Origin of the sequence: Streptomyces sp. NPDC053750 (assembly GCF_044544295.1) — a bacterium.
In the GTDB taxonomy this organism is placed as follows: Bacteria; Actinomycetota; Actinomycetes; order Streptomycetales; family Streptomycetaceae; genus Streptomyces.
In genome coordinates this window covers 735341-761608 of sequence record NZ_JBITXB010000001.1, presented here as the reverse complement: position 1 = coordinate 761608, position 26268 = coordinate 735341, and the positions used below count along the sequence as shown (strand labels likewise).

The following is a 26268-nucleotide window of genomic DNA, read 5'->3' as shown; positions in this document are numbered from 1 at the left end:
AGGACGGACGACACGGGAGAGGGATGTGACGGCGACACCATCGCAGCCGTACTCGCCGATGGTGCCGCGCGCGCAGCGCCTGGCACACCACTCCCGCCGACGCCTCCCGCACCATGCCCGCCGACACTCCCGCCACCGCCCGCCCGCTGCGGTCCGTGACGCGCTGACCCTCGTGGGTCTGCCGCTGCTCGCCGTACTCGCACTGCCCGTCGCCTTCGCCGGGGGCGGCACCCGGCGCTGGTTCGGCGGGCGGGCCGAGAGTCAGCGGGCTCAGGCACAGGCCGCGAAGGACGACGCGGCGGCCGCCTTCTACGAGCTGGACACCGCCCAGCGGGACCTGCGGATCTCGATCGAGACGATCGCGGCCGTCGACGCCTCCCCCGCCGCCCGGCGCGCGGTCACCGACTTCGAGGCGCTCGGCCGGCGCATCGACGAGGTCAGCCACCAGTACATCGGCGCCGTCGACGCCCACGACCTGGACCGGGACGACCTGGAGGCGTCGGCCGCCGCCCGCGCCCGCACCGAGCTGACGGCCGCGAAGGACGAGCTGGGCCGCGTCAAGCAGGAGCTGGACCGCTTCGCCGAGGGTCTCGGCCCCCTGCTCGGCAAGGCCGAGACCCAGCTGGCCCGGCTGGCACCCGCCGTCGAACGCGCCCGGCAGGCCCTGCTCGCCGCCTCCCACGCGTTGGACGCCGCTCGGGGGGCCGGGCTGAAGGCGGACGGCCTCGCCGCCCGGCTCGCCACCCTCGGCCCCGAGCTGACCCGGCTGAACCAGGGCGCGGGGCAGCACGGCGTGCCCCAGACCCTGGAGCGGGCCGAGCGGGTCACCCGGGAGGCCGAGTCGGTCCGCGCCGAGGCCGAGCGGCTGCCGGAGCGCGCCGCCGAGATCGGCCACCGCCTGGTCTCCCTGCGCACCCGCGCCCAGGCCCTGACCACCCGCAGTGAGCAGGTGGAGCCGGTGCTGAGCGAGCTGCGGCGGCGGTTCACGGCCGCCTGCTGGCAGGATCTCCAGCAGGTGCCGGACCAGGCCGCCGAGTCGGTCCGGCAGGCCGAGCGGAAGCTGGCCGAGGCGCAGACCGCCCGCGACGAGCAGCGCTGGCCTGACGCCACCGCCCTGCTGTCGACGGTACGGGCGCTGCTGAACACGACCGACGAGGCCGTCTCGGCCGCCGGCGACCGGCTGCAGCGGCTCAACGCCGTGCAGAAGGACCCCCGGCAGGAGATCGAACGCACCCGCTTCGCGATCCGCGACGCCCAGCGCCTGGCCATGGCGGGCCGCAACACCCCCGACCCCCGGCACGCGCGCCCCCTGGACGACGCCGTGGCCCGGCTGGAACAGGCGATCACCACGCTGGACGGCCGCCATCCCGACTACTGGCACTTCCTGTCGGAGACGGAGGCGATCCGCCGGACCGTGACCCACGTGGTCGGCCGCATCCGTGAGGAACGCGGGGCCGGGTGAACCCGGGGCTTGGTGAACTCGGGGCCGGGTGACGCGGGGCAGGTCGAGCACGGTGCCGGTTAACCTGTGCGCATGCCTCGCTACGAGTACCGCTGCCGCAGCTGCGGCGACACGTTCGAACTGAGCCGTCCCATGGCCGAGTCCTCCGCCCCCGCCGCCTGCCCGGCGGGCCACGACGACACGGTGAAGCTGCTGTCCACGGTCGCGGTCGGCGGCTCGTCCTCCGCTTCCGCCCCGGCGCCGCAGTCGGGCGGCGGAGGCGGCTGCTGCGGCGGAGGCTGCTGCGGCTGACACCCGCCCCGTACGCCCCGTACACCGCGGACTTCCTCAGGCTCCCTTCAGCTGCGGTTTTCTAGCGTGGTCGGCATGACAGCCATCGCAGCGCAGACGGCCGCGGACAGCGGTGCCGCACCGCAGTGGATCAACGACCTCATGGACGCGCTCGGCGCACCGGGCGCCGGCCTGGCCATCGCTCTGGAGAACCTGTTTCCTCCCCTGCCGAGCGAGGTGATCCTGCCGCTCGCCGGGTTCGCGGCGAGTTCGGGCCGGATGAACCTGCTCGCCGTCCTGCTGTGGACGACGGCGGGTTCGGTGATCGGCGCGCTCGCGCTGTACGGGGTCGGCGCGCTGCTCGGCCGGGACCGCACCGTGGCGATAGCGGGGAAGCTGCCGCTGGTGAAGGTGGCCGACATCGAGAAGACGGAGGCCTGGTTCCTGAAGCACGGAACCAAGGCCGTCTTCTTCGGCCGGATGATCCCGATCTTCCGGAGTCTGATCTCCGTGCCGGCCGGCGTCGAGCGGATGCGGCTGCCCGTCTTCCTCGCCCTCACCACGCTGGGCAGCGCCATCTGGAACACCGTGTTCGTGCTCGCCGGCTACGCGCTGGGCGACAACTGGTCCGAGGTGTCGGGCATCGCCTCCACGTACTCGAAGGTGATCCTCGCGATCGCCGCCCTGGCGCTGCTGGTCTTCATCGGCATGCGCCTGCTGCGGCCGGGGGCCGGCCACCGCAGACGGGGCCGTGACGTCAGTGAGCCGGATGCGCCGCGTGCAGGAACTCCCGGAGAATCCGCTCACCGGCCAGCACGCCGCGCTCGGGCAAGGCGCTGATCGCCGGAGCCGACCAGCCGGCGTCGGCGAGCTCGCCGTGGCCGGGGCGCCAGCCCCGGTCGGCGGCGAGCAGCAGGTCGGCGTCGAGGAGGGAGTCGCCGGCGGCGAGGGTGAGCTCGGCGCCGGTGCGGCGGGCAACCTCGCGCACGGCGGCGCTCTTGGTGAGCGGCTTGGGGACGGCGTAGATCTTGCGGCCCTGGAGGGAGACGGTCCAGCCGCGGTTCTCGGCCCACACGGCGAGTTCCTTCACCCAGTCCTCGGGCAGCAGTTCGCGCTCGACGACGAGGTAGGCGAAGAGGTCCTCGGCGACCCGGTGCTTGCGCACCCACCGCGGGTCGGCGGTGTTCATCAGGTGGTCGCGGATCTCGGCGAGCGAGGCGCACTCGTCGGCGAGGCGGGCGGTGACCCGCGCGTGCCAGTCGGGGTCGGAGACGCCGTCCACCAGCAGGTGACCGCCGTTGGCGCAGATCGCGTACTTCGCGGGCGGGCCGGGGAGGTTGATGCGCTGGTACTGCGCGCGGGTGCGGGTGGTCGTCGGGACGAAGACCGCCGAGTCGCCGAGGTCGGTCAGCAGTCCGGCGGCCGTCTCGGTCATGTAGGAGAGGGGCCTGCTCTCGTAGACCTCCACGCACAGCAGCCGGGGTGCCCGCAGGTCGGGCATGGTGAGCCCCAGCGCGGCGGCGGAGTAGATGAGCGTGCGGTCGAGGTCGCTCGCGACGAGCACCGGCATCAGAGCGCCACCGCCTTGCCGTCGGCGCCGGTCGCGCCGCGCGTGTACTGGGGGTGGATCAGCCCGACGCAGGTGTAGGGGAGGTCGGCGACCTCCTCGACGGGGACGCCCCGTTGTTCGGCCAGCAGGCGTACGTGGTCCAGGTCGGCGCCGGCGCCCGCTCGGGCCAGCACCTTCCAGGGGACACGGCGCAGCATCACGCGGGTGGTTTCGCCGACACCGGGCTTGACGAGGTTCACGTCGTGGATGCCGTACTCCTCGCTGATGCGCTCGACTGCGGCCCAGCCCTCCCAGGTGGGGGTGCGGTCGGCGGCCAGGAGCTCCTTGGCCTGGGCGTCTACCGTGTCGGCGACGTCCGGGAAGCGTGCGGAGACGGCGTCCAGGAAGGCCGGGGACAGGTCGGCGCCGGCGAGTTCGCGGTAGAACTTCGCGCCGTGGAAGTCGTGCGGACCGACCAGGTCGGCACGGAGCACGGTGCGCGATATCAGGCCGGAGACCGTGGAGTTCAGGCAGGCGGAGGGGATCAGGAAGTCGTCGCGGGTGCCGTAGGTGCGGACGCAGGAACCGGGGTCGGCCAGTACGGCGATCTCCGGGTCGAAGCCGGTGACACCGTCGGAGGCCTCGAACTCGCGCAGGGCGGCGGCGAGTTCGCGGGTGATGGCACCCTTGCCGGTCCAGCCGTCGACGAAGACGACGTCGGCGGGGTCGTGGTGCTCGGCCAGCCAGCGCAGCGCGTTGGCGTCGATGCCGCGGCCCCGGACGATCGACACCGCGTAGTGCGGGAGGTCGAGGCCGTGGCGGAACTGCGCCCAGCGGCGCATCAGGATGCCGACGGGTGTGCCCGCGCGGGCGAGGGAGACCAGGACGGGGCGGGGGGACCGCTCCGTGAGCACGATCTCGGTGACGGCACCGACGGCCCGGGCCAGCCGGGCGGCGGACGTCTCCAGCGCCGCGTGGAACAGCTCCTGGTACTGCGCGCTGGGCTGGTACTCCACCGGCAGCGACTCCGCGTAGTGCGCGCCGCCGCTCTGGATCGCCTCCTCGCGCTCCTCGGTCGGCGCCTCCAGCGTCACGTCCGAGAGGTCCTGGAGCAGCCAGCCGACCTCGTCGGGCGCGTACGAGGAGAAGTCGGGGCCGCGCAGGGGCTCGGGCAGCATGGGGGGCCTTTCGGAGGCGTGCGGTGCTTGCGGGACGTACGACGGGACGACCGCGAGCAGGACGTGCGGGGTGTGGGCGGCGAGCCGGGCCAGCAGTCCGTCGGGGGCGTGCAGTGCGGGGGTGTCGGCGGCCGAGTCGACGACGGCCACGACGGCGTCGAAGCCGGCGCCCGCGACGTTGTAGGCGTAGCGCTCGCCGGGGCCGTCGGCCGGGTCGTCGTGGGCGGGGAAGACCAGGCGGGTGCGTATGGCGTAGCCCGGGTCGTCGACGGCCAGGACGGGAGAGCGGGTGGTCGTGGAGTAGCGGACGTCGGCGTCGGCGGTCTGCTCCAGCGCGTGGGCCAGGCGCAGCGGGGCGTACATCAGCTCCTCGAAGCCGAGGACGAGCACGCGGCGGGCGCCGGCGGGCAGCGCCGCGGCGATCCGCTCGGCCATGCCGGGCAGGGCGCTCTCCAGCCGCTCCCGCTGGGCGGCCGTGAACCCGTGCCGGCCGCCGTCGGGGACCCGGGCGGGCCAGCGCAGGTCGACGCGCGCGACGGACCCGGACCCGGTGAGCGAGCCCTCGCGGGCCGGGGCGGCGGCACGCGCCTCGTGGTGGGCGACCAGTTCCTGCCCCTTCTCCAGGACGCCCGGCGGCAGCCGGACCGTGCCCGAGGCGGCCGTCACCAGGTCCACACGGGCGCCGATCTCCCGGGCGAAGTCCTCCAGCCGGCCGGCGTCGGCGGGCGAGCGCATGTCGACCAGGGCCACGACGACGTACCGCTTGCGGGGGTAGCGCTCGTGCAGGGCGCGCACGGTGTTGAGCACCGTGTTGCCGGTGGAGAACTCGTCGTCGACGAGGACCAGCGGCCCGTCACCGGCCAGCAGCGCCGGGTCCTCGGGCAGCAGGAGGTGGGAGGTCGCGTGCGAGTGGGACTCCTCGAAACCGCCCGCCCGGGCGACCCCGGTGACCGGGCGGCGCGTGGAGTGCAGGTAGGGCGCGGGGCCCAGGCCGTCGGCGACCGAGTGGCCGAGGCCGGTGGCGGTCTCCGCGTAACCGAGGACGACCGCGTCCTCGGCCGCCCGGGCGCCCAGCAGGTCGCGGACGCGCCGGCCGAGGGCGACACCGTGGCCGTACACGACGGAGGGCGACTGGGGTACGTGCTTACCGAGCACGTTGGAGACGAGCAGGTGCGCCCGCTTGGGGTTGCGGCGCAGGGCGAGCCCCAGCAGGCCGGGCAGTGTGTCGTCGCCGGCGAGTTCGACGCCGAGCCGCTCGGCGACCCAGCTGCCGGACCAGACTCCGGCACGCTCTTCGGCGTGCGCCCGCTCGGTCATCTGCTCGTGCCTCCCGTTGTCCACCGCGTCGTGTGCGTGCTCTGCCTCGGTCATGGATTCCTTGCGTTCATTGCCTGCATGTACTTCTTGCGTTCAGTCGGACAGGCCGGCGGCGAGCAGTTCCACGAAGCCGATGTCCTCGTTGGCGACCCCGAAGACCTCGGCGCGCAGCAGGGTCCGCTCGGCCCAGGCACGGTGGGGCTTCACCTCGTTCATCTTGTTCGTGTACGCCGACCGCAGGACGCCCCCGCCACCGCGTTCGGGCCGCAGGATGTCCTGGGCGTCGCTGAACTCCTCGTGGCTGACCACGGACAGCGCGTGCACGGGGAGGACGTGGGAGGGGTGGATGCAGGTCTTGCCCAGCAGGCCGTTGGCGCGGTCCAGGGAGATCTCCCGCAGCAGGCCGTCCATCGAGTGCTCGATCAGTTTCTGGCGCAGTTCGACGGCCTGACCTTCCAGGAAGGGGCTCTGCCGCAGTTGCGGTTTGAACATCCTCTCCTGGACACGGAAGTACTCCCACACCGGCCCGGTCACCGTGAAGCCGGTGCCGTCGGCGCGGGCGAGCATGTTCACCACGTCGGCGATCACGGAGGCGACGATCTGGACGTCGTACGCCGTCATGTCGGGGCCCCTGCGCAGCCCGTAGGAGGAGCAGAAGTCGGTGACGCCGAGGCGCAGGGCGAGCACGCGGTCGCGGTACTTGTCGACCGCGCGGAAGATGCCCTCCAGCGTCTGCACGCGGGACTCCCGGTACAGCAGGTCCGGTGACTCCAGCACGGGCATGGCGAAGAGCCTGCGGCCACTGGCGGCCTCGGCGGCGGTGAGCGCCTCCAGGAAGGGGATGCCGCGTTCCTCGGTGAACTTGGGCAGCACGAATCCGGAGAGCAGCCGTACGGCGGGGCCGAGGCGGCGCACGAGGTCGGGGATCTGCTCGGGGGTGCGGACGCGGATGAACAGCAGGGGGACGTCCGCGTCGGCACGCTGCGTCAGGTCCGCGAGCTGACGGACGAGGTTCTCCTCGCCGACCGGCACGTCGGCGTCGTCGATCGAGTCCTCCAGGCACAGCACCATCGACACCACGCCGCGCGCGCCCTGCTTCAGGATGTCGTCGGCGAGCCTCGGCCGGGTGGCCGGGCTGTAGAGCGTGGCGCCCAGGGCCACGGACAGCTGCCGGGCCGGGGAGTCCGCCGTGAAGGAGCAGGGCTCCTGATGGAAAAGACGCTTCCGCACATCAGGGGCAATCTGTCCGAAATGACGCATCTAAACTCCCCCGTGGTGTCTGGGCAACCTGTACATCGCCGAAAGGTGGCCGGTAATAGTACGTACGTGTCCATGTCGGTGGTTCCCACCGGGCATGAATTCCAGGTAACCCGGCCGTGTCGACGGTGGCGAGCCGGGGTGAGCGGAGACGACCCGGGAACCCGCCCCCGCGTTGTCGTGACCAGGACCGAGAGGGCAGGATGACGGCATGACGCACGCGATGCTGAAGGGGTCGAACGTCCCGTTGCAAGCCACCACGGTACGCGCCGTGCTGCGCTGGACACCCGGGCAGGGGGTGCCCGACGTCGATGTCTCCGCGCTGCTGCTGGGCCCCGACGACCGCGTGCGTTCCGACGAGGACTTCGTCTTCTACAACCAGCCCCGGCACCCCTCCGGGCAGGTCTGGCGGCTCGGCAAGAAGCGGGTCGCCGAAGGTCTGACCGACACGATCCAGACAGACCTCTCCGGGGTCGAGGCCTCGGTGGGCCGCGTCCTGCTCGTCGCGTCGGCGGACGGCGCCACCTTCGACCAGGTCCGGTCCCTGCGCATCCTGCTGCACGACGCCACGGCCGCCGACGCGGAGCCGCTGGCGTACTTCGACGTCAAGCCGGAGACGGGCCAGGAGACGGCGCTGATCTGCGGCGAGCTGTACCGGCGCGGGGAAAGCTGGAAGTTCCGGGCGCTGGGCGAGGGCTACTCGAACGGGCTGAAGGGCCTGGCGACCGACTTCGGCATCTCGGTGGACGAGTCGGAGGGCGCCGATGGCCCCGTGGCGGCTCCCCGCCCCGACCAGTCCGCGCCCACTCCCGCGCAGTCGGTGCCCTCCCCGCCGACGGTCGATCCCGAGCAGCCGACGACCGTCCAGCCCCTCACGGACGTCTCGCGACCGCTGCCGCCCGAGCAGCCGACGGGCGGCGTACCGGCGCAGCCCGCGGGCGTCCCGGCACAGCCCGCGTACGGCTACCCGCAGCAGCCGCCGACGGCGCAGCCCGCCTACGGCTATCCGCAACCGGCCGGCCGGCCCGCGTACGGCTACCCGCAGGCGCCGGCCGCCGCGCCGGCCGCCGGTGCCCCGTCCGGCTACGGCTATCCGCCGCCGGTCACCGGCGCACCCGACCCGGACTTCCGGCTGCCGCCGCAGGGGCCGCAGTTCGTCGGACGGTAGGCGGCGAGCGTCGGCGGCAGGCGCCGCACTCAGCCGTGCGGGCGGAGCCTCACCGCTCTGCCTTGCTCTTGTGCCCCCTGCCCCACTGCAGCCCCCACCCGTACAGCCGGTCCAGCTCGCCCTGGAAGCCGTACACGAACTTCACCTCGCGGCGGACGAATATCTCGCCCTTGATGTTCTCGATCATTACGACGGCGCAGGACCGGGCCTGCGGATGGCGCTCGTCCAGGCCTATCTCGATGCGGGGACCGTTGCTCGGGTAGAGCGTGACGATGGCGTGCGTCCGGTCGAAGGCGGGCGTCTGGTCGTAGATGTACGCGAAGAGCAGCAGGCGCTTGATGGCGTCCTTGTGGTCGAGGTTGACGTAGATCGTCTCGCCGGAGGCCGAGCCGAACCGGTCGTCGCCGCTGAGCTTGACGTACGGCGGCGCGTTGACGTCGCCCAGGAAGCCGCCGAGGGGCTGGACGACGCCGCGGGTGCCGTCCTGGAGCTCGTAGAGGCAGCCGAGGTCGAGGTCGACGTTGACCATGCTCTGGCTGTGGCCGACGACCTCGGGGGGCTTGAGCGCCTTGAAGGGGTGGCGCAGCAGGCTTTCGCGCTGCGTGCCCATGATGTCGGAGGAGCGCATCCGCCAGGCGAGGTTGATGCGCAGATTGCCGGTGGCCGCGCCCTGCTTGGTCAGTGAGACCTGACTGTGCCGTTTGGTCAGCTGGATGGAGTTGGTCGCCGCGCTGCCCGAGTCGAACTCCGACTCGCGGCCACGCCACAGCCCGTCCAAGAAGCCCATTCCCGCCCCCACGTTCCCTCGCCCACCGACCCTGGACCGCCGACGGGGCGGCCCCGAGGAGTCGTCCTCGTCGGCCGCCCCGCACAGAGCGTTCCCTCACCCGGGCCGTGTTCACACCCCGGAGGAGACCTCCGCCTTCTCCGCGTCGCCGTCTCCCCCGGCCGCCGCTAGCCGCTTGTTGCGGCGGACCGAGGACCAGAAGGAGGCGCCGATGAGGACGACGCCGATCATGCCGGTGATGAACTCGTTGATCTCGTACTGGATGGTCACCAGGAGGACGACGGCCAGGGCGCCGATGGCGTAGTGGGCGCCGTGCTCCAGGTAGACGTAGTCGTCGAGGGTGCCCTCGCGGACCAGGTAGACGGTCAGGGACCGGACGTACATGGCGCCGATGCCGAGGCCGAGGGCCATCAGGACGATGTCGTTGGTGATGGCGAAGGCGCCGATGACGCCGTCGAAGGAGAAGGACGCGTCCAGGACCTCGAGGTAGAGGAACATGAAGAACGCGGCCTTGCCGGCCAGCTTGACGGCCGACTTGGGCTTGCCGGCCCGCTCGGCCGCCTCTTCCGCCTCGTGCTCGCGCTCCTCCTCTTCCTCGAGCTTGTCCTCGAAGAAGCCGGAGAGGCCGCCGACGACCAGGTAGGTGATCAGACCGGCGATGCCGGAGAGCAGGACCGTCTCCGCCTTGTCGGCGTGGGTGCCGCCGTGCTGGTGGGCGTGGGCGCCGAAGGTGATCGAGGAGACCAGCAGCACGATCAGGGCGATGCAGACCGACAGCATGTCGACCCTGCCGAGCTTGGCCAGCGGCCGCTCCAGCCAGCCGAGCCACTTGATGTCCCGGTCCTCGAAGATGAAGTCGAGGAAGATCATCAGGAGGAACATGCCACCGAACGCGGCGATCGACGGGTGGGCGTCCGTCACCAGTTCCTGGTAGCGGTCCTTGTCGGTGAGGGCGAGGTCGACCGCCTCGATCGGGCCCAGGGACGCGCTGACCGCGACGATGACGACCGGGAAGACCAGGCGCATGCCGAAGACGGCGATCAGGATGCCGATGGTGAGGAAGATCTTCTGCCAGAAGGCATTCATCTTCTTCAGGATCCCGGCGTTGACCACCGCGTTGTCGAAGGACAGCGAGATCTCCAGGACGGACAGGATCGCCACGACACCGAAGGCGGCCCACCCCCCGTAGAAGACCGCGGCCACCAGGCCGAGCGCGGTGACCGCGAACGACCACCCGAAGGTTTTCAGAACCACTGGCTACCCAATCGTGTTTGTACGGGGCTCCCCCGCGCCGTACGCGGCTTTACGAAACGTTGACTCCGAAGTCTAGAGCGATGCCCCGAAGCCCCGACGCGTACCCCTGTCCCACGGCCCGGAACTTCCACTCGCCCTGGTACCGGTAGAGCTCGCCGAAGATCATCGCGGTCTCCGTGGAGGCGTCCTCGCTCAGGTCGTAGCGGGCCAGTTCCTGACCGTCGGCCTGGTTGACGACCCGGATGAAGGCGTTGCTGACCTGTCCGAAGGTCTGGCCCCGCTCGTCGGCCATGTGGATCGAGACCGGGAAGACGATCTTGTCGCACCGGTCGGGCACCGCCGAGAGGTCGACGATCACCGACTCGTCGTCACCGTCACCCTCGCCGGTGAGGTTGTCGCCGGTGTGCTCGACCGAGCCGTCCGGGCTCTTGAGCTGGTTGTAGAAGACGAACCACTCGTCGCCGAGCACCCGGCCGCTGCTGCACACCAGCGCGCTGGCGTCGAGGTCGAAGGGTGCTCCGGTGGTGGAACGCGCGTCCCAGCCGAGCCCGACCAGTACCTGTGTGAGGTTCGGTGCGGCCTTGGACAGGGAGACGTTGCCCCCCTTGGCAAGCGTGACGCCCATGGTGATGTCCTCCCCGGGTGATGGTTCCTGGGTTTCCTGCGCGTCCGGCGCCGCACGTAAACCGTGCGGCGCCGGACGATCGAGGCCGTGGCCCCGTGCGTTCAGGTGACTCAGACGTTGACGCCGAAGTCCTGGGCGATGCCCCGCAGGCCGGAGGCGTAGCCCTGGCCGATGGCGCGGAACTTCCACTCCGCACCGTGCCGGTACAGCTCGCCGAAGACCATGGCGGTCTCCGTGGAGGCGTCCTCGCTCAGGTCGTAACGGGCGATCTCGGCCTCGCCGGCCTGGTTGACGACGCGGATGAAGGCGTTGCGCACCTGGCCGAAGGACTGCTGGCGGTTCTCGGCGTCGTAGATCGAGACCGGGAAGACGATCTTCTCGACGTCGGCGGGGACACCGGCGAGGTTGATCTTGATCTGCTCGTCGTCGCCCTCGCCCTCACCGGTGAGGTTGTCACCGGTGTGCTCGACGGAGCCGTCCGGGCTCTTCAGGTTGTTGAAGAAGATGAAGTGCGCGTCACTGGCGACCTTGCCGGCGCTGTTCAGCAGCAGCGCGCTGGCGTCGAGGTCGAAGTCGGTGCCGGTCGTGGTGCGGATGTCCCACCCCAGACCGACGATGACCGCGGTCAGGCCGGGGGCCTCCTTGGTCAGCGAAACGTTGCCGCCCTTGCTGAGGCTGACTCCCACGAGTCCTCCATTGGTGTCCAGGGGCCGCGATGCCCCGTAGCGCGTTGGATGTCTTACTGCGGATACCGGATCAACGAGTCGATCCTAGTGACGGGTTCCCGCCCCCCGCAGGCCCTGGGACCGACAAATCGCACGGCGTCGATCACAGGGTGTCGAGCGCCTTCACGTACTCGGTCAGGTCACGGGCGTCCGGCAGGCCGTTGACGACGGTCCAGCGCACGACGCCCTCCCGGTCGATGATGAAGGTGCCGCGGACGGCGCAGCCCTTGTCCTCGTCGAAGACGCCGTAGGCGCGCGAGACGTTGCCGTGCGGCCAGAAGTCGGAGAGCAGCGGGTACTCCAGGCCCTCCTGCTCGGCGAAGACGCGCAGGGTGTGGATGGAGTCGTTGGAGACGGCGAGCACCTGGGTGTCGCGGTCGGAGAACTGCGGCAGGTTGTCGCGCACCTCGCACAGCTCGCCGGTGCACACGCCGGTGAAGGCGAACGGGTAGAAGAGCAGCACGACGTTCTTCTGCCCGCGGAAGTCGGACAGCCGGACGGTCGCGCCGTGGTTGTCCTTGAGTTCGAAGTCGGGTGCCTTGTCGCCGACCTGGATCGCCATGTCCTGTTCGTCCCTTCGAGGGGTGGTTCGCGTTTCGCTGGAAACACCCTACGCAGGGAGGATCACGAACCCGCGGACGGGCCGACGGCGGTCGGCCCGTCCGGAGTCCGGGCGATACGGATCCGGCCTGGGCCGGCTACCGCTTGGACTTGGCGGCCTTCGGCGTCGCCAGTCGGCTGCCGCTCCAGTCCTTTCCGACGCTGACGCTCTTGGACGCCGTCAGCCCCGCCGTCGTCGCGGCTTCCGAAATGTCGCTGGCCTCGACGTACCCCGAACGGCCGGTCTTCGGCGTGAGGAGCAGGATCGCCCCGCCCTCTTCGATGTACGTGGTGGCATCCACCAGCGCATCCGTCAGGTCGCCGTCGTCGTCACGGAACCACAGCACGACGGCGTCGGCCACGTCCTCGTAGTCCTCGTCCACCAGCTCGCCCTCGACGGCGCCCTCAATGGCCTCGCGGAGCTCCTGGTCGACGTCGTCGTCGTAGCCGATCTCCTGGACCACCTGCCCGGGCTGGAACCCCAGCCTGACGGCAGGGTTCGTCCGCTCCTCCGCGTGGTCCGCGGTCGCGCTCACGGGTTGCCTCCTGATCATGTCTTGGTGAATGTCTCAGCCACGCGCGTGCGCGAAGCATTGGCCGTAGTCCACACGGGCGGGACGGATCGCGCAAGTACCCGGCGACTGGGACCGTCGAAACGGTGACGATCCCGGCCGTGTCGCCGCAACTCCAGCCATGCCGTCCAGACCGAAGGTGACGTACACCACACCTTTCTGCCCCGTTTGCGTATTTGGGAACCATGCGTGGGTACGAGACTCGAATGAACGTGCCCCCGATCCCCATGGAGGAATCGGTTACCCCACGGTACAGATGACGTTTGCCCCCGCGAGGTACACGATGGGGAATCGGCGCAGACACCCGGAAAAAACGGCCCTCCGAGAGCGAAGGAACAGCGTGGCTTCCGCATCCGATCGCAGTGATCGCAGTCCGATCATCATTGGCGGCCTCCCGAGTCAGGTTCCTGACTTCGATCCCGAGGAAACCCAGGAGTGGCTCGACTCCCTCGACGCCGCCGTGGACGAGCGCGGCCGGGAGCGGGCGCGCTATCTGATGCTGCGGCTGATCGAACGGGCCCGCGAGAAGCGCGTGGCCGTGCCCGAGATGCGCAGCACGGACTACGTGAACACCATCCCGACCAAGAGCGAGCCGTTCTTCCCGGGCAACGAGGAGATCGAACGCAGGATCCTCAACGCCACCCGCTGGAACGCCGCCGTGATGGTCTCGCGCGCGCAGCGGCCCGGCATCGGCGTCGGCGGCCACATCGCGACCTTCGCCTCGTCCGCCTCCCTGTACGACGTGGGCTTCAACCACTTCTTCCGCGGCAAGGACGACGGCGACGGAGGCGACCAGGTCTTCTTCCAGGGCCATGCCTCGCCGGGCATCTACGCGCGCGCGTACCTGCTGGACCGGCTCAGCGAGCAGCACCTGGACGGCTTCCGGCAGGAGAAGTCGAAGGCGCCGCACATGCTGTCGTCGTACCCGCATCCGCGGTCGATGCCGGACTTCTGGGAGTTCCCGACGGTGTCGATGGGCCTCGGCCCGATCGGCGCGATCTACCAGGCGCGGATGAACCGCTACATGCACGCGCGCGGGATCGCGGACACCTCCCGGTCGCACGTGTGGGCGTTCCTCGGCGACGGCGAGATGGACGAGCCGGAGTCGCTGGGCCAGCTCTCCATCGCCGCCCGGGAGGGCCTGGACAACCTGACCTTCGTGGTCAACTGCAACCTGCAGCGCCTGGACGGGCCGGTGCGCGGCAACGGCAAGATCATCCAGGAGCTGGAGTCGATCTTCCGCGGCGCCGGGTGGAACGTGATCAAGCTGGTGTGGGACCGCACCTGGGACCCGCTGCTCGCCCAGGACCGGGACGGCGTGCTGGTCAACCGCATGAACACCACGCCGGACGGCCAGTTCCAGACCTACGCCACCGAGTCCGGCGCGTACATCCGCAGGCACTTCTTCGGCGACGACCACCGGTTGCGCGCGATGGTCGAGAACATGACCGACGACCAGATCCTGCACCTGGGCCGCGGCGGTCACGACCACCGGAAGATCTACGCGGCCTACAAGGCCGCCCTGGAGCACAAGGGCCAGCCCACCGTCGTCCTCGCCAAGACGATCAAGGGCTGGACGCTGGGCCCGAACTTCGAGGGCCGCAACGCCACGCACCAGATGAAGAAGCTGACGGTCGACGACCTCAAGCGCTTCCGCGACCGGCTGCACCTGCCGATCTCCGACAAGGAGCTGGAGTCCGGCCCGCCGCCGTACTACCACCCCGGCCGGGACACCGAGGAGATGCAGTACATGCACGACCGCCGGCTGGGTCTCGGCGGGTACGTGCCGACGCGCGTCGTGCGGTCCGAGCCGCTCGCGCTGCCGGACGACAAGACGTACGCGACCGTGAAGAAGGGGTCGGGTCAGCAGTCCATCGCGACGACGATGGCGTTTGTGCGGCTGCTCAAGGACCTCATGCGGGACAAGGAGCTCGGCAAGCGGTTCGTACTGATCGCACCGGACGAGTACCGCACGTTCGGCATGGACTCGTTCTTCCCGAGTGCGAAGATCTACAACCCGCTGGGCCAGCAGTACGAGTCCGTGGACCGGGACCTGCTGCTCGCCTACAAGGAGGCGCCGAACGGGCAGATGCTGCACGACGGCATCTCCGAGGCCGGCTGCACGGCCTCGCTGATCGCGGCCGGATCGGCGTACGCCACGCACGGCGAGCCACTCATCCCGGTCTACGTCTTCTACTCGATGTTCGGTTTCCAGCGCACCGGCGACCAGTTCTGGCAGATGGGTGACCAGCTGGCGCGCGGATTCGTGCTGGGCGCGACCGCGGGCCGTACGACGCTGACCGGTGAGGGCCTCCAGCACGCGGACGGCCACTCGCAGCTGCTCGCTTCGACGAACCCGGCGTGCGTGGCGTACGACCCCGCCTTCGGCTTCGAGATCGCGCACATCGTCAAGGACGGCCTGCGCCGGATGTACGGCGGGGACGAGCAGCACCCGCACGGTGAGGACGTCTTCTACTACCTCACCGTCTACAACGAGCCGATCCAGCACCCGGCCGAGCCCGAGAACGTGGACGTCGAGGGCATCCTCAAGGGCGTCTACCGCTTCAGCGAGGGGACCTCCGGTTCCGTCCCGGCGCAGATCATGGCGTCCGGGGTCGCGGTGCCGTGGGCCGTCGAGGCGCAGCGGATCCTCGCCGAGGAGTGGAACGTGCGCGCCGACGTCTGGTCGGCGACCTCCTGGAACGAGCTGCGGCGCGAGGCGGTGGCGTGCGAGGAGCACAACCTGCTGCATCCCGAGGAGGAGCAGCAGGTGCCGTACGTGACGCGGAAACTGGCCGGCGCGCAGGGGCCGTTCGTGGCCGTCTCCGACTGGATGCGGTCGGTTCCGGACCAGATCGCGCGGTGGGTGCCGGGGACGTACCAGTCGCTGGGCGCGGACGGGTGGGGCTTCGCGGACACGCGCGGCGCGGCTCGGCGGTTCTTCCACATCGACGCGCAGTCGATCGTGGTGGGGGTGCTCACGGAGCTGGCGCGGGAGGGGAAGGTCGACCGGTCGGTGCTGAAGCAGGCGATCGACCGGTACCGGCTGCTGGACGTGACGGCGGCCGACCCCGGGGTCGCGGGCGGCGACGCGTAGCGCGCAGGGTCTCCGGCCCAGTGCCGTAAGGGGGCGGCGGGGCTCCGGCTCCGTCGCCCCTTCGCTGTCGGGCGGGGGCGGGGGCGCGGGCGGGTCCGGGGCCCGGGCACAAGAGCGCCGCCCCTCGTGTACCGAGGGGCGGTGGGGCGGGCCGGCCGGGTTCATCAGAACATGCCGTTGCCCGGGGTTGCCGCTCCGATGAGCCAGAGGAGCGCCTGGAGCGTGTCGATGATGCCCAGAACGAAGGCGACCACGGCCGGTACGGGGCGGGAACCCGCCCAGCTGCGGCCCATGGCCAGCCAGCCACACACGATCGCGACGGGGCCGAGGACGATCCCCAGCACGAAGAACCCGGCGACCGCGCAGATGACTCCGACCACCGCGAGCGTCGCGCGATCCGGCCCGGTCCGTGACCCCGTACGGCCACGTGAGCGGGGGTGCCTGCGCGATCCCGTACCGAAGCTCGCCATATCAACTCCCCTGAACTCCTTGTGGAGTTCGGGTACCCCCGTACAGCGGCTCATGCCCGTCTCGGGCGTGCTGCCTGCGCGCTGCCCCCCTCCGGCAGCGCGCCGCAGCCTCCCCCTCCGTGCCCTGCGGAGGACTTGACCCACTGTGACCTGCGAGGCCGACCGGAGGGGAGGGTTCGCCGGCCCTGTCACCCGGATAGGCGAACAGGGCCGGTCCCCCACCGGACTTCCTCAGATGTGACCCACGCCCGCTCCGGCCTCCGCGTTCTCACCGCGCTTGGTGAGAAACGCGACCAGCACGGCCACGGCCGCGACACCGGCGGCGACCAGCGACGCCAGGCTCATGCCGGAGATGAAGGTGTCGTGCGCGACATCGGTGATCTTCGTCGCGAGCTGTTCCGGCGTCCCCTCGGCCACCGGCGCCACGCCGACCTGGACCGCCTCCGAGGCCTGGCCCAGCTGGTCCGGCGTCATCTGCGGGAGACCCGCGTCGGCCCAGTTGCCCTCAAGGTCGTTGTCGACCTTGGAGGCCATCACGGCGCCCAGCACGGCCGTGCCGAGGCTGCCGCCGATCTGCATCGCCGCCTGCTGGAGGCCGCCGGCGACACCCGACAGCTCCATCGGCGCGTTGCCGACGATGACCTCGGTGGCGCCGACCATGACGGGCGCGAGGCCGAGGCCCAGCAGGGCGAACCAGAGCGACATGACGCCGCTGCCGGTGTCCGTCTCCAGCGTGGACATGCCGTACATGGCGAGCGCGGTGCACGCCATGCCGCCCGCGAGCGGGATGCGCGGGCCGACCTTGGTGATCATCGCGCCGGCGAGCGGGGAGCCGACGATCATCATGCCGGTGAGCGGCAGCAGGTGCAGGCCGGCGTCGATCGGGCTCATGCCGTGCACGTTCTGCAGGTAGAACGTCACGAAGAACAGGCCGCCCATGAAGGCGATCGCCATCAGGACCATGAGGACGACACCCGCGGACAGCGGGACGGAACGGAACAGCGCCAGCGGGATCAGCGGCTCCGCCACCTTCGTCTCCCAGAAGGCGAACAGGGCGAAGCCCGCGACGGAGGCAACGACGAACAGCCAGGTCTTGCCGTCGCCCCAGCCCCACTCGGGGGCCTTGATGAGCGCCCAGACCAGGCAGAACATCGCGGCGGAGAGCAGCGCGATGCCCAGGATGTCGAAGGAGCGCGGGGCGTTCTCGGCGCGGTGGTCCAGCAGGATGACGACGCCGAGGACCACGGCGAGGATGCCCACCGGCACGTTGATGAAGAAGACGGACTGCCAGCTCACGTGCTCGACCAGCACACCGCCGAGGATCGGGCCGCCCGCGGTGGAGGCGCCGATGACCATGCCCCAGATACCGATGGCCATGTTGAGCTTCTCGGCCGGGAAGGTGGCCCGCAGCAGGCCGAGCGCGGCCGGCATCAGCAGCGCGCCGAACAGACCCTGGAGCACACGGAAGGCGACGACCAGCGGGATGGTGTCGGACAGGCCGATGGCACCGGAGGCGGCGGCGAAGCCGACCACGCCGATGAGGAAGGTCTGCCGGTGCCCGAAGCGGTCACCCAGCTTGCCCGCGGTGATCAGGGAGACCGCGAGGGCGAGGAAGTAGGCGTTGGTGATCCACTGGACGTCCGCGAAGCTGGCCTTCAGGTCGTCCTGGATGGCCGGGTTGGCGATGGCGACGATGGTGCCGTCGAGGGCCACCATCATGACCCCTACAGCGACGGTGACCAGGGTGAGCCACGGATGGCCGCGCAGCCCGGCGGCCGGCCCGGGGCCGGACGGTGCGCCCCCGCCCCCGGATCCCGTCTTGTCGATGGTGGTCTGACTAGTCATGTTTTCGAGGCTAGTGACAGTCACTGACAGTTGACAAACCAATTCGTCGGACCGTCACTGTCACGCCCTCTCCCTATAGCCTGAACTGCGGAAACGACGACGGGCGACAAGCGAGGAGCGACCTTTTGAACACGGCGGACACGGCTCCCCCGACCGGGCTGCGGGAACGCAAGAAGCAGCGCACCCGGGACGCGCTGCTGCGCTCCGCCCTGGAGCTGTTCGCCGAGCGGGGTTATGAGGAGACGACCGTCGACGACATCGCCGAGGCGGCCGATGTCTCGCAGCGCACCTTCTTCCGCTACTTCGCCAGCAAGGAGGAGGCGGCGTTCTTCGTGTCGCGGCTCGCCGAGGCGCACTTCGTGGCGGCGGTGCGCCGCCGCCCGCCCGACGAGGCACCGCTGGACGCGCTGCGCCAGGCCCTGGTGGAGAGCTGGGACACCATAGGGGAGGCCATCGAGCAGCTGATCCCGCTCGAGCTGCACATGCGCTTCTACCGGGTGATCGAGTCGACGCCCGCGCTGCTCGCCGCCCATCTGCGGCGCGCGACGGAGCTGGAGGAGGAGGTCGCCCGCGTCGTCGCCGACCGTGAGGGCCTCGACGTGGACACGGACCCGCGGCCCCGCGTGGTCGTGGCCGCCTTCGGCGCGGTGATGCGGGTGACGGAACGGATCTGGTCGGCGCGGGAGGACGCAGGACTCGCCGCGCTGCGCGACCTGGCCACCACCTACCTCGACCAGATGGAAACCGCACTCACCGGGCACTGGCGGAGTGGCGCGCCTGGGCCGGACGGGCGGATCGAACGCCGTAGCACATGACCGAAACGTGATCCGTGTCACTGGATTCACGCGAGACCGTCCCGTTCTCCTAGTGTGTCCTCCCAGTGACTTCCTTCGACACCTCCCCGCAGCTGAACGTCTGGCGCGCACTGCTCGCCCTGGCCGTGGTGTTCGTGATGCTGGCGACCACCGGCTGGACCGCCCTGCGCAACCAGCGGGGGCCCACGGCCCTCGAGGCGTCGGTCGCGGCATGGGAGCACGGACGGATCGACGGACGCCGGCTGCCGGACCCGCACGCGGGCCCCGCCCGGCTGGCCCGCTTCTTCGCCTCGCTCACCGCATGGCAGCGCACCAGCCTCGCCCGCCGCTACCCCCTCGCCGTCGGCAACATGAACGGCGCCCCCGTCGAACTGCGCTACGTCGCCAACCGCGCCGCGCTCCGCAAGGCACGCGCGATCGAGCGCCTGCGCATGCACGACAAACGTCTGTCCCCGTCCGGGCAGCGCGAGGCGGGCCGCCTCGCACACCGCTACGAGTCGCTGCTGGACCCCGACCGTCACATCCTCGCCTTCGACCCCGCGGGCTCGGGCAAGGTCGCCGAGGTGTTCGGGAACCTGAACCGCGCCGAGCGCGTGTCCGTCGTCGTGCCCGGCGTGGACACCGAGCTGCTCACCTTCCAGCGCACCGACCGCAGATACTCGGCGCCGGTCGGCATGGCCGAGTCGCTGTACGCGGCCGAACGCACGGTGAGCCCGGGTACCCGCACGGCCGTGATCGCCTGGGCCGACTACACCTCCCCCAGCGGACTCGGCATGGAGGCGGCCACGGCGGTCCGCGCCGAACACGGCGCCGTCCGGCTGAACGCGCTGCTGCGGGCGCTGCCCGGACAGGCCCCCGTCTCCCTCTTCTGCCACAGCTACGGCTCGGTGGTGTGCGGCCTCGCCGCCGACACGCTGCCCGGCCGGGTGACGGACATAGCGGTGGCCGGCAGCCCCGGCATGCGCGCGGAGAACGCCGCCCACCTGCACACGTCCGCCCGCGTGTGGGCGATGCGGGACGCCGACGACTGGATCCAGGACGTGCCGTACCTGGAGGTCGGCGGGCTCGGGCACGGCGCCGACCCGGTGTCCGCGGCCTTCGGGGCGCGGGTGCTGTCGGCGCGGGGCGCCGAGGGGCACGCCGGCTACTTCGTACCCGGGACGGAGAGCCTCAGGAACTTCGCGGAGATCGGCGTTGGCGCATACCGCACGGTCGCCTGCGCCGACGAGAACGACACATGCCGGGTGGGTTTGTCCACCGCGGCGACGGCCGGACGCGCGTAGAGACCGCAGAAACTCCGGTTTGCACGGGGAGGGGACGGAGGGGCTCGTGCCGCATACGATGAGCCGCATGGGTGACGTACTGGCCGGATTTCATGCCGCCTGGGAGTTCGAGTCCGACTCCGTGCTCATCCGCTACGAACGGGGGATTCGAACACCGAAGCTGTTCCAGACCCTGGGGGAACGCCGGATCCCGCTGGAGGCGATCGCCGGGGTGACGCTCACGCCCGGCAAGCGGGGCACCGTCGTGCTGCGCGTCGAGCCGCGTCCGGGCGCCGATCCGCTGATGGAGGCGGCGGCCGGGCAGCTGAAGGAGGGCTGTGACCCGTACCGGCTGGTGCTGCCGGCCGAGCGGGAGACGCTCGCGGAGTACTACGCCGACGAGCTGCGGGGGCTGCTGGGCGAGTCCGGCAAGACCGAGCGGTACCTGGTGGCGGCGCCCGAGGCGCCGCTGCAGTTCAAGGCGTACGACGGGAAGGCGTCCTTCGACGGCACGTCGGTGACCTTCCGGTGGTCCTGGACGGGTGCGTCGTCGGCGAAGTGGAAGGCCGGCGACCGGAGTTACCCGGTCGCCGACCTGGGCGGGGTGGAGTGGCGCTCCCCCGAGGCGTTCGAGGGGTATCTGCGGCTGTTGCCCCGGGTCGGGGCGCCGGTCGCTCCGCAGGCCGACCAGGATCCGGCGGCGGTCGTGTTCGGGCTCGGGTACGGGCCCGTGCACGAGTCACTGCCGTTCGCGGCGGCGGTGTTGGCGGCGGTACGGGATCGCGGCGCGGGCTCTGCGGTGCCGGTGGCGGTACCGGGGCTGCGGCGGGACCCCGCCGACATCGCCGAGCGGATCCGCCATCTGGGGGAACTGCATCAGCAGGGGCTGGTGACGGACGAGGAGTTCTCCTCCAAGAAGGCGGAGTTGCTGGCGGAGCTCTAGCTTCTACTCCCGTCCGGCAGACGTGAACGTCATGTCCGCGTAGCGGTCGCCTGCCACCTTGGCCGCGATCGGCTCCAGCAGGGCGAGCTCGTCCTCCGTCAGGACGATGCGCGTCGCCGCCGTGTTCTCCGCCACCCGTGCCGGCTTCCGCGTGCCCGGGATGGGGACGACGGGCAGGCCGTGCACCTGCGCCCGCTGGTGGGTCCAGGCCAGGGCGATCTGGCCGAGGGTCGCCTCGTGGGCCTCGGCGACCGTGCGGACCGGGTCCAGGAGGGCCGCGTTGGCCGCCGCGTTGTCGCCGGTGAAGCGGGGCTGCTGACGGCGGAAGTCACCGGCCGTGAGGTCCTGGTCGGCGTTGGTGAAGGCGCCGGTGAGGAAGCCCCGGCCGAGCGGCGAGTACGGCACGAGGGTCACGCCCAGCTCACGCGCCGCCGGCACCACGCCCGCCTCGATGTCCCGGCTGAACAGCGACCACTCCGACTGCACGGCGGCGATGGGATGCACCGCCTGTGCGGCCCGCAGCTCCTCCCCCGTCACCTCGCTCAGCCCGAGCTGCTTGACCTTGCCCTCGCGGACGAGGTCGGCCATGACGGCGACGGTCTCCTCGACCGGCACGTTCACGTCGCGCCGGTGCATGTAGTAGAGGTCGATCACGTCGACGTCCAGTCGGCGCAGGCTCGCCTCGACGGCCTGGCGGATGTACGGCGGGTCGTTGCGGATGATGCGCTTCGTCGGGTCGTCCGGCGGGATGGACAGGGCGAACTTGGTCGCGACGACGACCTCGTCGCGGTGGGCCTTGAAGAACGGCGCGAGGAACCGCTCGTTCTCCCCGGCGCCGTACGCGTCGGCCGTGTCGTAGAGCGTGACGCCCAGCTCGAGGGCCCGCTCCAGGGTGGCCCGCGACGCGTCGGCGTCCGACGGGCCGTATCCGAAGCTCATGCCCATGCAGCCGAGGCCCTGGACGCCCACCTGCGGGCCGCCCTCGCCGAGCCGTGCCGTCGGGATCCTGCGGTCGGCGGTCCTGTCCGTCATCGGGTCCTCTCCTCTTCACGGGCGCGTCCGGCGTCCCCGTAGAAACTGATCTTCCGGTCGAGCACGGCGAGGGTGTCCTGGAGCTCGGCGATCCGCGTCAGCACGTCGCGGCGCGTCGACTCGAGGAGTTCCCGCCGGTCGAGGTAGGTGCTCTCGCCCACGCGCACCAGCTCCGCGTACCGGACCATGTCGGCGACGGGCATGCCGGTCATGCGCAGCTTGCCGACGAAGTCGAGCCAGTCCAGGTCGCGGTTGCTGTAGCGGCGCTGCCCGGTGTGCGAGCGGTCGATGTGGGACATCAGACCGATGCGCTCGTACCAGCGCAGCGTGTGGGCCGTCAGTCCGGTGAGGGCGACGACCTCGCTGATGGTGTAGCGGTCCTGCCCGTCGGGGCGCGGGTGGCCCGGCGGCGGGGCGGAGCAGATGTCTGTTCTGGTGGCGTTCGGCCGGAGGGTCCCGGCCGTGGTCTGCATCACCGTCATGTCCCCCACGCTATGACCTTGGAGTGCACTCCAGGCAAGCGTGCGCGGCGGGAAAACGGCGGGAGGGCAGGCGCCCCGGCCGATTAGCATGCCCGGCATGACCCACGTACGCCGTGCGCTGCCCAAGGACGCGGAGGAAGTGCTGCGTCTGCGTCAGGTGATGATCGATTCGCTGGCCCGCTCCGACTCGTCCACCGAGTGGCACGCCGAGTCCCTGCCCGTGCTGCGCGGCCGGCTGGCCGAGCCGGACGGCACCTTCGCCGCGTTCGTCGTGGACCATCCGGAGCGTTCGGGGGCGCTTGCGGCGCTGGTGGTCGGCACGCTGGACTACCGCATCGGCGGTGCGCACAATCCGCTCGGCGTCGACGGGTACGTGTTCAGCGTCGCCACCGACCCGGACGCGCGCCGCCGCGGGTACGCGCGCGCCTGCATGGATGCTCTGCTGGAGTGGTTCCGCGAGCACGGCGCCCGGCGGGTCCGCCTCACCGCGTCCTCACAGGCCGAGCCGCTGTACGCCTCGCTGGGCTTCCGGCCCAAGCCGGACCCGTTGCTGGAGCTGAGGCTCTGAGCGCTTAGGCTCGGTGGCATGTCCTTGCAGAGCCTCGCGTTGATCGAGAACTGGCCGGTTCCCACCGCCGCGGCGGGCGTCGTACGCGCCGACGGCACGATCCTGGGCACCCACGGCCCGGTCGGACACCGCTTCCCCCTCGCCTCGGTCACCAAGCCGCTCGCGGCGTACGCGGCGCTCGTCGCGTACGAGGAGGGCGCGATCGAGCTGGACGAGCCCGCCGGCCCGACCGGGTCGACGGCCCGTCACCTCCTCGCGCACACCTCGGGCCTGGCCTTCGACGAGCACCGGGTGACGTCCGCACCCGGCGAGCGCCGGCTGTACTCCAACGCCGGTTTCGAGCAGCTCGGCGACCACATCGCGAAGGCGGCGGACATCCCGTTCGCCGAGTACGCGCGGCAGGCGGTGCTGGAGCCGCTGGGCATGACGTCCACGACCCTCGACGGCTCCCCGGCGAAGGACGGCGTCTCCACCGTCGAGGACCTGCTCCGCTTCGCCGCCGAGGTACAGGCACCGCGCCTGCTGGACCCGCGCACGGTCGCCGAGGCGATGACGGTCCAGTACCCGGGCACGAAGGGCGTCCTGCCGGGCTACGGCCACCAGAACCCCAACGACTGGGGCCTCGGCTTCGAGATCCGGGACGGAAAGTCCCCGCACTGGACGGGCGCCGCGTCCTCGCCCCGCACCTTCGGCCACTTCGGCCAGTCGGGCACGTTCCTGTGGATCGACCCCGACGCCGGCCTCGCCTGCGCAGCCCTCACCGACCGCGCCTTCGGCCCGTGGGCGACCGAGGCATGGCCGGCCTTCACGGACGCGGTCCTGACGGAGCTGCGGGGCTGAGAGCCTGTGTCTGAACCCCCGTCGTCCGCGCGAAGCGCGGGCGCAACGGCGTTCGGTGCGTGCCCTCGGCGTGCGACGTCGCAGGTCATGTGGCGGAGCCACCTGTCCTGCGACGGCGTGCGGCGAGGGTGCGTGCCGGGCGTCGGGGCGCAGGCGGGGGTTCAGACACAGGCTCTGAGGGGACTCACCTCGCCGCCATCTCCCACACCAGCAGCTCCGTGTCCGACGACGCCGCCACCGCGTCGAGGCCCTGCGCGTCCGTGATCCGGGCCGCGTCGCCCGGGCCCAGGTGCTCGCCGGCCAGTCCCACCTCGCCGCGGACGACGTGGACGTACACGTACGCCCCGTCCGGCACCGCCGTCCGCTCCCCCGCGCTCAGGCGGCGTACGTGGAGCATCGCGCCGGCCTCGGGGACGGCGTACGGGGTGGAGTCGGCGATGCCTCGGACGATCTCGTAGGAGGGGTCGCCGCCGGGGTCGTGCGGGGCCAGCCACATCTGGACGAAGGTGAGGGGGACCGACGCGTCGTTGCGTTCGACGTGGCGGACGCCGCCCGCCGAGCTGAGCCGCTGGACGTCCCCCGCCCTCACGACCGTCTCGTGGCCCGCGGTGTCGCGGTGGGTCAGTTCGCCCTCCACCACCCATGTGACGATCTCGGTGTGGCTGTGCGGGTGCTCGTCGAAGCCGGCGCCGGGGGCCAGGTGCTCCTCGTTGCAGGCGAGCAGGGCGCCGAAGCGGAGGTTGTCGGGGTCGTAGTGGGGGCCGAAGGAGAAGGCGTGACGCGAGACGATGCCCGCCGCCTCGTCGCCTCCCGGATAGCGCTCGTCGGCGCGTCGTACGTCCGTCACGCCGTCCACCGTAGACCCGGCGGCACGTGCTCCCGTCCCGATAAGGCAGTCTTGTCCCCGTGCCCGAACCCGAAACCAGCAAGCCCCAGCCCGCGGCGCGCGCCGTCCACCCGCATTCCGCGACCCTGAAGCGGCTGGAGCAGTCCTCCGGATCACTCGCCGCGCAGGCCATCGCGCGGATGGACGAGACGCTGCCGTGGTACCGGGCCATGCCACCGGAGAACCGTTCCTGGATCGGGCTGGTCGCGCAGGCGGGCATCGCCGCCTTCACCGAGTGGTTCCGGCGCCCGGAGACCCCGCAGGCCATCTCCACCGACGTCTTCGGCACCGCGCCCCGCGAGCTGACCCGGGCGATCACGCTGCGGCAGACCGTCGAGATGGTGCGGACCACCATCGAGGTGATGGAGTCCGCGATCGACGAGGTCGCCGCGCCCGGTGACGAGTCGGTGCTGCGCGAGGCGCTGCTCGTCTACGCCCGGGAGATCGCCTTCGCGACCGCCCAGGTGTACGCGCAGGCCGCCGAGGCACGCGGTGCCTGGGACGCGCGGCTGGAGTCCCTGGTCGTGAACGCCGTGCTCAGCGGGGAGGCCGACGAGGGGGCCGTGTCGCGGGCCGCCGCGCTGGGGTGGAACTCGCCCGAGCACGTGTGCGTGGTGCTGGGCACCGCCCCGGACGGGGACTCCGAGCTGACGGTGGAAGCGATCCGGCGGGCGGCCCGGCACGCCAAGCTCCAGGTGCTGACCGGGGTGCTCGGGGACCGGCTGGTGGTGATCGCGGGCGGCAGCGACAATCCGCTGGCCGTCGCGAAGTCGCTGATCGGGCCGTTCGCCCAAGGGCCGGTGGTGGCCGGGCCGGTGGTGCCGGACCTGCTGGCCGCGACGCGGTCCGCGCAGGCCGCCGCCGCCGGTCTCAAGGCGTGCACCGCCTGGCAGGACGCCCCGCGTCCGGTGCTGGCCGACGATCTGCTGCCGGAGCGCGCGATCGCCTCCGACCCCTCGGCCCGCGAGCAGTTGGTGGAGGAGATCTACAGACCGTTGGAGGAGGCCGGGGCCGCCCTGCTGGAGACGCTCAGCGTCTATCTCGAACAGGCGAGCAGCCTGGAAGGCGCCGCCCGGATGCTCTTCGTTCACCCGAACACCGTGCGCTACCGGCTCCGACGTGTGACTGACGTCACCGGATGGTCACCCTCTGATGTACGGTCTGCGTTCACACTGCGGATCGCGCTCATCCTGGGGCGTCTGGCCGACGGAGATCCGCATCTCTAAGCTTTTGTCGGGGGTCCACAAAACCCCCTCGTGTTCTT

General features: G+C 71.1%; 25 protein-coding genes. 11 read left to right on the top strand and 14 right to left on the bottom strand.

Features of this window, described 5'->3' with window-relative positions; genetic code table 11:
- Positions 1–25 precede the first annotated feature (25 nt).
- The 3 genes from ACIGO6_RS03275 (at position 26) to ACIGO6_RS03265 (ending at position 2572) form a co-directional block, all read left to right on the top strand.
- On the top strand, positions 26–1462 hold the full coding sequence (locus ACIGO6_RS03275; protein WP_399870564.1) for a hypothetical protein: 1437 nt from the start codon (positions 26–28) through the stop codon (positions 1460–1462).
- A 72-nt stretch (positions 1463–1534) separates the two neighbouring features.
- The gene (locus tag ACIGO6_RS03270; RefSeq protein ID WP_399870561.1) at positions 1535–1753 is read left to right on the top strand and encodes a zinc ribbon domain-containing protein; all 219 of its coding nucleotides are present in this window, start codon (positions 1535–1537) and stop codon (positions 1751–1753) included.
- Positions 1754–1828: 75 nt separating this feature from the next.
- Positions 1829–2572 carry a DedA family protein gene (locus ACIGO6_RS03265; protein ID WP_399870558.1) on the top strand — a complete coding sequence of 248 codons (744 nt, stop codon included), beginning with the start codon at positions 1829–1831 and terminating at the stop codon, positions 2570–2572.
- Here ACIGO6_RS03265 and ACIGO6_RS03260 read toward each other — a convergent pair.
- The 3 genes from ACIGO6_RS03260 to ACIGO6_RS03250 are packed head-to-tail and all read right to left on the bottom strand — an operon-like array spanning position 2490 to position 7036.
- The gene (locus tag ACIGO6_RS03260) at positions 2490–3302 is read right to left on the bottom strand and encodes an HAD family hydrolase (RefSeq protein ID WP_399870555.1); all 813 of its coding nucleotides are present in this window, start codon (positions 3300–3302) and stop codon (positions 2490–2492) included. The genes ACIGO6_RS03265 and ACIGO6_RS03260 overlap by 83 nt on opposite strands.
- Positions 3302–5830 carry a phosphoribosyltransferase gene (locus ACIGO6_RS03255; protein ID WP_399870552.1) on the bottom strand — a complete coding sequence of 843 codons (2529 nt, stop codon included), beginning with the start codon at positions 5828–5830 and terminating at the stop codon, positions 3302–3304. Before ACIGO6_RS03255 ends, ACIGO6_RS03260 begins: the two co-directional genes overlap by 1 nt.
- A gap of 39 nt (positions 5831–5869) precedes the next feature.
- On the bottom strand, positions 5870–7036 hold the full coding sequence (locus ACIGO6_RS03250; RefSeq protein ID WP_399870550.1) for an HpcH/HpaI aldolase/citrate lyase family protein: 1167 nt from the start codon (positions 7034–7036) through the stop codon (positions 5870–5872).
- A 208-nt stretch (positions 7037–7244) separates the two neighbouring features.
- On the opposite strand from ACIGO6_RS03250, the gene ACIGO6_RS03245 reads away from it, so the two are divergent.
- Positions 7245–8201: a TerD family protein gene (locus tag ACIGO6_RS03245; RefSeq protein WP_399870548.1), complete on the top strand. Its 957-nt coding sequence runs from the start codon at positions 7245–7247 to the stop codon at positions 8199–8201.
- A gap of 49 nt (positions 8202–8250) precedes the next feature.
- On the opposite strand, the gene ACIGO6_RS03240 is transcribed toward ACIGO6_RS03245, so the two are convergent.
- From ACIGO6_RS03240 to ACIGO6_RS03215, 6 genes are all read right to left on the bottom strand, one after another.
- Positions 8251–8988, bottom strand: a complete 738-nt coding sequence (locus tag ACIGO6_RS03240; RefSeq protein ID WP_399870546.1) for a Tellurium resistance — start codon at positions 8986–8988, stop codon at positions 8251–8253.
- Positions 8989–9099: 111 nt separating this feature from the next.
- Positions 9100–10242, bottom strand: a complete 1143-nt coding sequence (locus ACIGO6_RS03235; protein WP_399870543.1) for a DUF475 domain-containing protein — start codon at positions 10240–10242, stop codon at positions 9100–9102.
- Positions 10243–10291: 49 nt separating this feature from the next.
- Entirely contained in the window at positions 10292–10867 is a 576-nt protein-coding gene (locus ACIGO6_RS03230; protein WP_399870540.1) for a TerD family protein, read from the bottom strand.
- Between the two features lie 110 nt (positions 10868–10977).
- Entirely contained in the window at positions 10978–11553 is a 576-nt protein-coding gene (locus ACIGO6_RS03225) for a calcium homeostasis/redox stress adaptation protein (protein ID WP_159327463.1), read from the bottom strand.
- 142 nt (positions 11554–11695) lie between these two features.
- Positions 11696–12154: a peroxiredoxin gene (locus ACIGO6_RS03220; protein WP_399870538.1), complete on the bottom strand. Its 459-nt coding sequence runs from the start codon at positions 12152–12154 to the stop codon at positions 11696–11698.
- Between the two features lie 136 nt (positions 12155–12290).
- The gene (locus ACIGO6_RS03215; protein ID WP_055416717.1) at positions 12291–12728 is read right to left on the bottom strand and encodes a DUF3052 domain-containing protein; all 438 of its coding nucleotides are present in this window, start codon (positions 12726–12728) and stop codon (positions 12291–12293) included.
- Positions 12729–13104: 376 nt separating this feature from the next.
- Here ACIGO6_RS03215 and aceE point away from each other — a divergent pair, with 376 nt between their 5' ends.
- Complete coding sequence (aceE, locus tag ACIGO6_RS03210; protein ID WP_399870534.1) at positions 13105–15861, top strand: pyruvate dehydrogenase (acetyl-transferring), homodimeric type; 2757 nt, start codon at positions 13105–13107, stop codon at positions 15859–15861.
- Between the two features lie 164 nt (positions 15862–16025).
- Here the strand turns inward: aceE and ACIGO6_RS03205 are convergent, their stop codons facing one another.
- Both ACIGO6_RS03205 and ACIGO6_RS03200 read right to left on the bottom strand, forming a co-directional pair.
- Positions 16026–16331: a small hydrophobic protein gene (locus ACIGO6_RS03205; RefSeq protein ID WP_399870532.1), complete on the bottom strand. Its 306-nt coding sequence runs from the start codon at positions 16329–16331 to the stop codon at positions 16026–16028.
- Between the two features lie 231 nt (positions 16332–16562).
- Positions 16563–18176 (bottom strand): MFS transporter, encoded by a 1614-nt coding sequence (locus ACIGO6_RS03200; protein ID WP_399870529.1) that lies wholly within the window; start codon positions 18174–18176, stop codon positions 16563–16565.
- Positions 18177–18301: 125 nt separating this feature from the next.
- On the opposite strand from ACIGO6_RS03200, the gene ACIGO6_RS03195 reads away from it, so the two are divergent.
- The 3 genes from ACIGO6_RS03195 (at position 18302) to ACIGO6_RS03185 (ending at position 21196) form a co-directional block, all read left to right on the top strand.
- The gene (locus ACIGO6_RS03195; RefSeq protein ID WP_399870527.1) at positions 18302–18991 is read left to right on the top strand and encodes a TetR family transcriptional regulator; all 690 of its coding nucleotides are present in this window, start codon (positions 18302–18304) and stop codon (positions 18989–18991) included.
- A gap of 65 nt (positions 18992–19056) precedes the next feature.
- Positions 19057–20274 carry an alpha/beta hydrolase gene (locus tag ACIGO6_RS03190; RefSeq protein WP_399870524.1) on the top strand — a complete coding sequence of 406 codons (1218 nt, stop codon included), beginning with the start codon at positions 19057–19059 and terminating at the stop codon, positions 20272–20274.
- Positions 20275–20341: 67 nt separating this feature from the next.
- Positions 20342–21196, top strand: coding sequence for a DUF4429 domain-containing protein (locus ACIGO6_RS03185; protein ID WP_399870521.1), 855 nt, complete (start codon positions 20342–20344; stop codon positions 21194–21196).
- 3 nt (positions 21197–21199) lie between these two features.
- Here the strand turns inward: ACIGO6_RS03185 and ACIGO6_RS03180 are convergent, their stop codons facing one another.
- Both ACIGO6_RS03180 and ACIGO6_RS03175 read right to left on the bottom strand, forming a co-directional pair.
- Positions 21200–22228: an aldo/keto reductase gene (locus ACIGO6_RS03180; protein WP_399870519.1), complete on the bottom strand. Its 1029-nt coding sequence runs from the start codon at positions 22226–22228 to the stop codon at positions 21200–21202.
- Positions 22225–22710, bottom strand: coding sequence for a MerR family transcriptional regulator (locus ACIGO6_RS03175; protein WP_399870517.1), 486 nt, complete (start codon positions 22708–22710; stop codon positions 22225–22227). The genes ACIGO6_RS03180 and ACIGO6_RS03175 overlap by 4 nt, the downstream gene beginning before the upstream one ends.
- A gap of 97 nt (positions 22711–22807) precedes the next feature.
- Here ACIGO6_RS03175 and ACIGO6_RS03170 point away from each other — a divergent pair, with 97 nt between their 5' ends.
- On the top strand, positions 22808–23278 hold the full coding sequence (locus tag ACIGO6_RS03170) for a GNAT family N-acetyltransferase (RefSeq protein ID WP_399870514.1): 471 nt from the start codon (positions 22808–22810) through the stop codon (positions 23276–23278).
- Positions 23279–23296: 18 nt separating this feature from the next.
- Positions 23297–24118 carry a serine hydrolase domain-containing protein gene (locus tag ACIGO6_RS03165; RefSeq protein WP_399870511.1) on the top strand — a complete coding sequence of 274 codons (822 nt, stop codon included), beginning with the start codon at positions 23297–23299 and terminating at the stop codon, positions 24116–24118.
- 184 nt (positions 24119–24302) lie between these two features.
- Here the strand turns inward: ACIGO6_RS03165 and ACIGO6_RS03160 are convergent, their stop codons facing one another.
- Positions 24303–24965: a pirin family protein gene (locus ACIGO6_RS03160; protein ID WP_399870509.1), complete on the bottom strand. Its 663-nt coding sequence runs from the start codon at positions 24963–24965 to the stop codon at positions 24303–24305.
- 59 nt (positions 24966–25024) lie between these two features.
- On the opposite strand from ACIGO6_RS03160, the gene fasR reads away from it, so the two are divergent.
- On the top strand, positions 25025–26230 hold the full coding sequence (gene fasR, locus ACIGO6_RS03155) for a fatty acid biosynthesis transcriptional regulator FasR (protein WP_399870506.1): 1206 nt from the start codon (positions 25025–25027) through the stop codon (positions 26228–26230).
- The last annotated feature ends 38 nt before the right edge of the window (positions 26231–26268 follow it).

Excerpts from the sequence above, each read along its gene's own strand:
- ACIGO6_RS03270 (WP_399870561.1), top strand. The coding sequence starts at position 1,535 with ATGCCTCGCTACGAGTACCGCTGCCGCAGCTGCGGCGACACGTTCGAA.
- ACIGO6_RS03265 (WP_399870558.1), top strand. The coding sequence starts at position 1,829 with ATGACAGCCATCGCAGCGCAGACGGCCGCGGACAGCGGTGCCGCACCG.
- ACIGO6_RS03260 (WP_399870555.1), bottom strand. The coding sequence starts at position 3,302 with ATGCCGGTGCTCGTCGCGAGCGACCTCGACCGCACGCTCATCTACTCC.
- ACIGO6_RS03255 (WP_399870552.1), bottom strand. The coding sequence starts at position 5,830 with ATGACCGAGGCAGAGCACGCACACGACGCGGTGGACAACGGGAGGCAC.
- ACIGO6_RS03250 (WP_399870550.1), bottom strand. The coding sequence starts at position 7,036 with ATGCGTCATTTCGGACAGATTGCCCCTGATGTGCGGAAGCGTCTTTTC.
- ACIGO6_RS03245 (WP_399870548.1), top strand. The coding sequence starts at position 7,245 with ATGACGCACGCGATGCTGAAGGGGTCGAACGTCCCGTTGCAAGCCACC.
- ACIGO6_RS03240 (WP_399870546.1), bottom strand. The coding sequence starts at position 8,988 with ATGGGCTTCTTGGACGGGCTGTGGCGTGGCCGCGAGTCGGAGTTCGAC.
- ACIGO6_RS03230 (WP_399870540.1), bottom strand. The coding sequence starts at position 10,867 with ATGGGCGTCACGCTTGCCAAGGGGGGCAACGTCTCCCTGTCCAAGGCC.
- ACIGO6_RS03220 (WP_399870538.1), bottom strand. The coding sequence starts at position 12,154 with ATGGCGATCCAGGTCGGCGACAAGGCACCCGACTTCGAACTCAAGGAC.
- ACIGO6_RS03205 (WP_399870532.1), bottom strand. The coding sequence starts at position 16,331 with ATGGCGAGCTTCGGTACGGGATCGCGCAGGCACCCCCGCTCACGTGGC.
- ACIGO6_RS03200 (WP_399870529.1), bottom strand. The coding sequence starts at position 18,176 with ATGACTAGTCAGACCACCATCGACAAGACGGGATCCGGGGGCGGGGGC.
- ACIGO6_RS03185 (WP_399870521.1), top strand. The coding sequence starts at position 20,342 with ATGGGTGACGTACTGGCCGGATTTCATGCCGCCTGGGAGTTCGAGTCC.
- ACIGO6_RS03180 (WP_399870519.1), bottom strand. The coding sequence starts at position 22,228 with ATGACGGACAGGACCGCCGACCGCAGGATCCCGACGGCACGGCTCGGC.
- ACIGO6_RS03175 (WP_399870517.1), bottom strand. The coding sequence starts at position 22,710 with ATGACGGTGATGCAGACCACGGCCGGGACCCTCCGGCCGAACGCCACC.
- ACIGO6_RS03170 (WP_399870514.1), top strand. The coding sequence starts at position 22,808 with ATGACCCACGTACGCCGTGCGCTGCCCAAGGACGCGGAGGAAGTGCTG.
- ACIGO6_RS03165 (WP_399870511.1), top strand. The coding sequence starts at position 23,297 with ATGTCCTTGCAGAGCCTCGCGTTGATCGAGAACTGGCCGGTTCCCACC.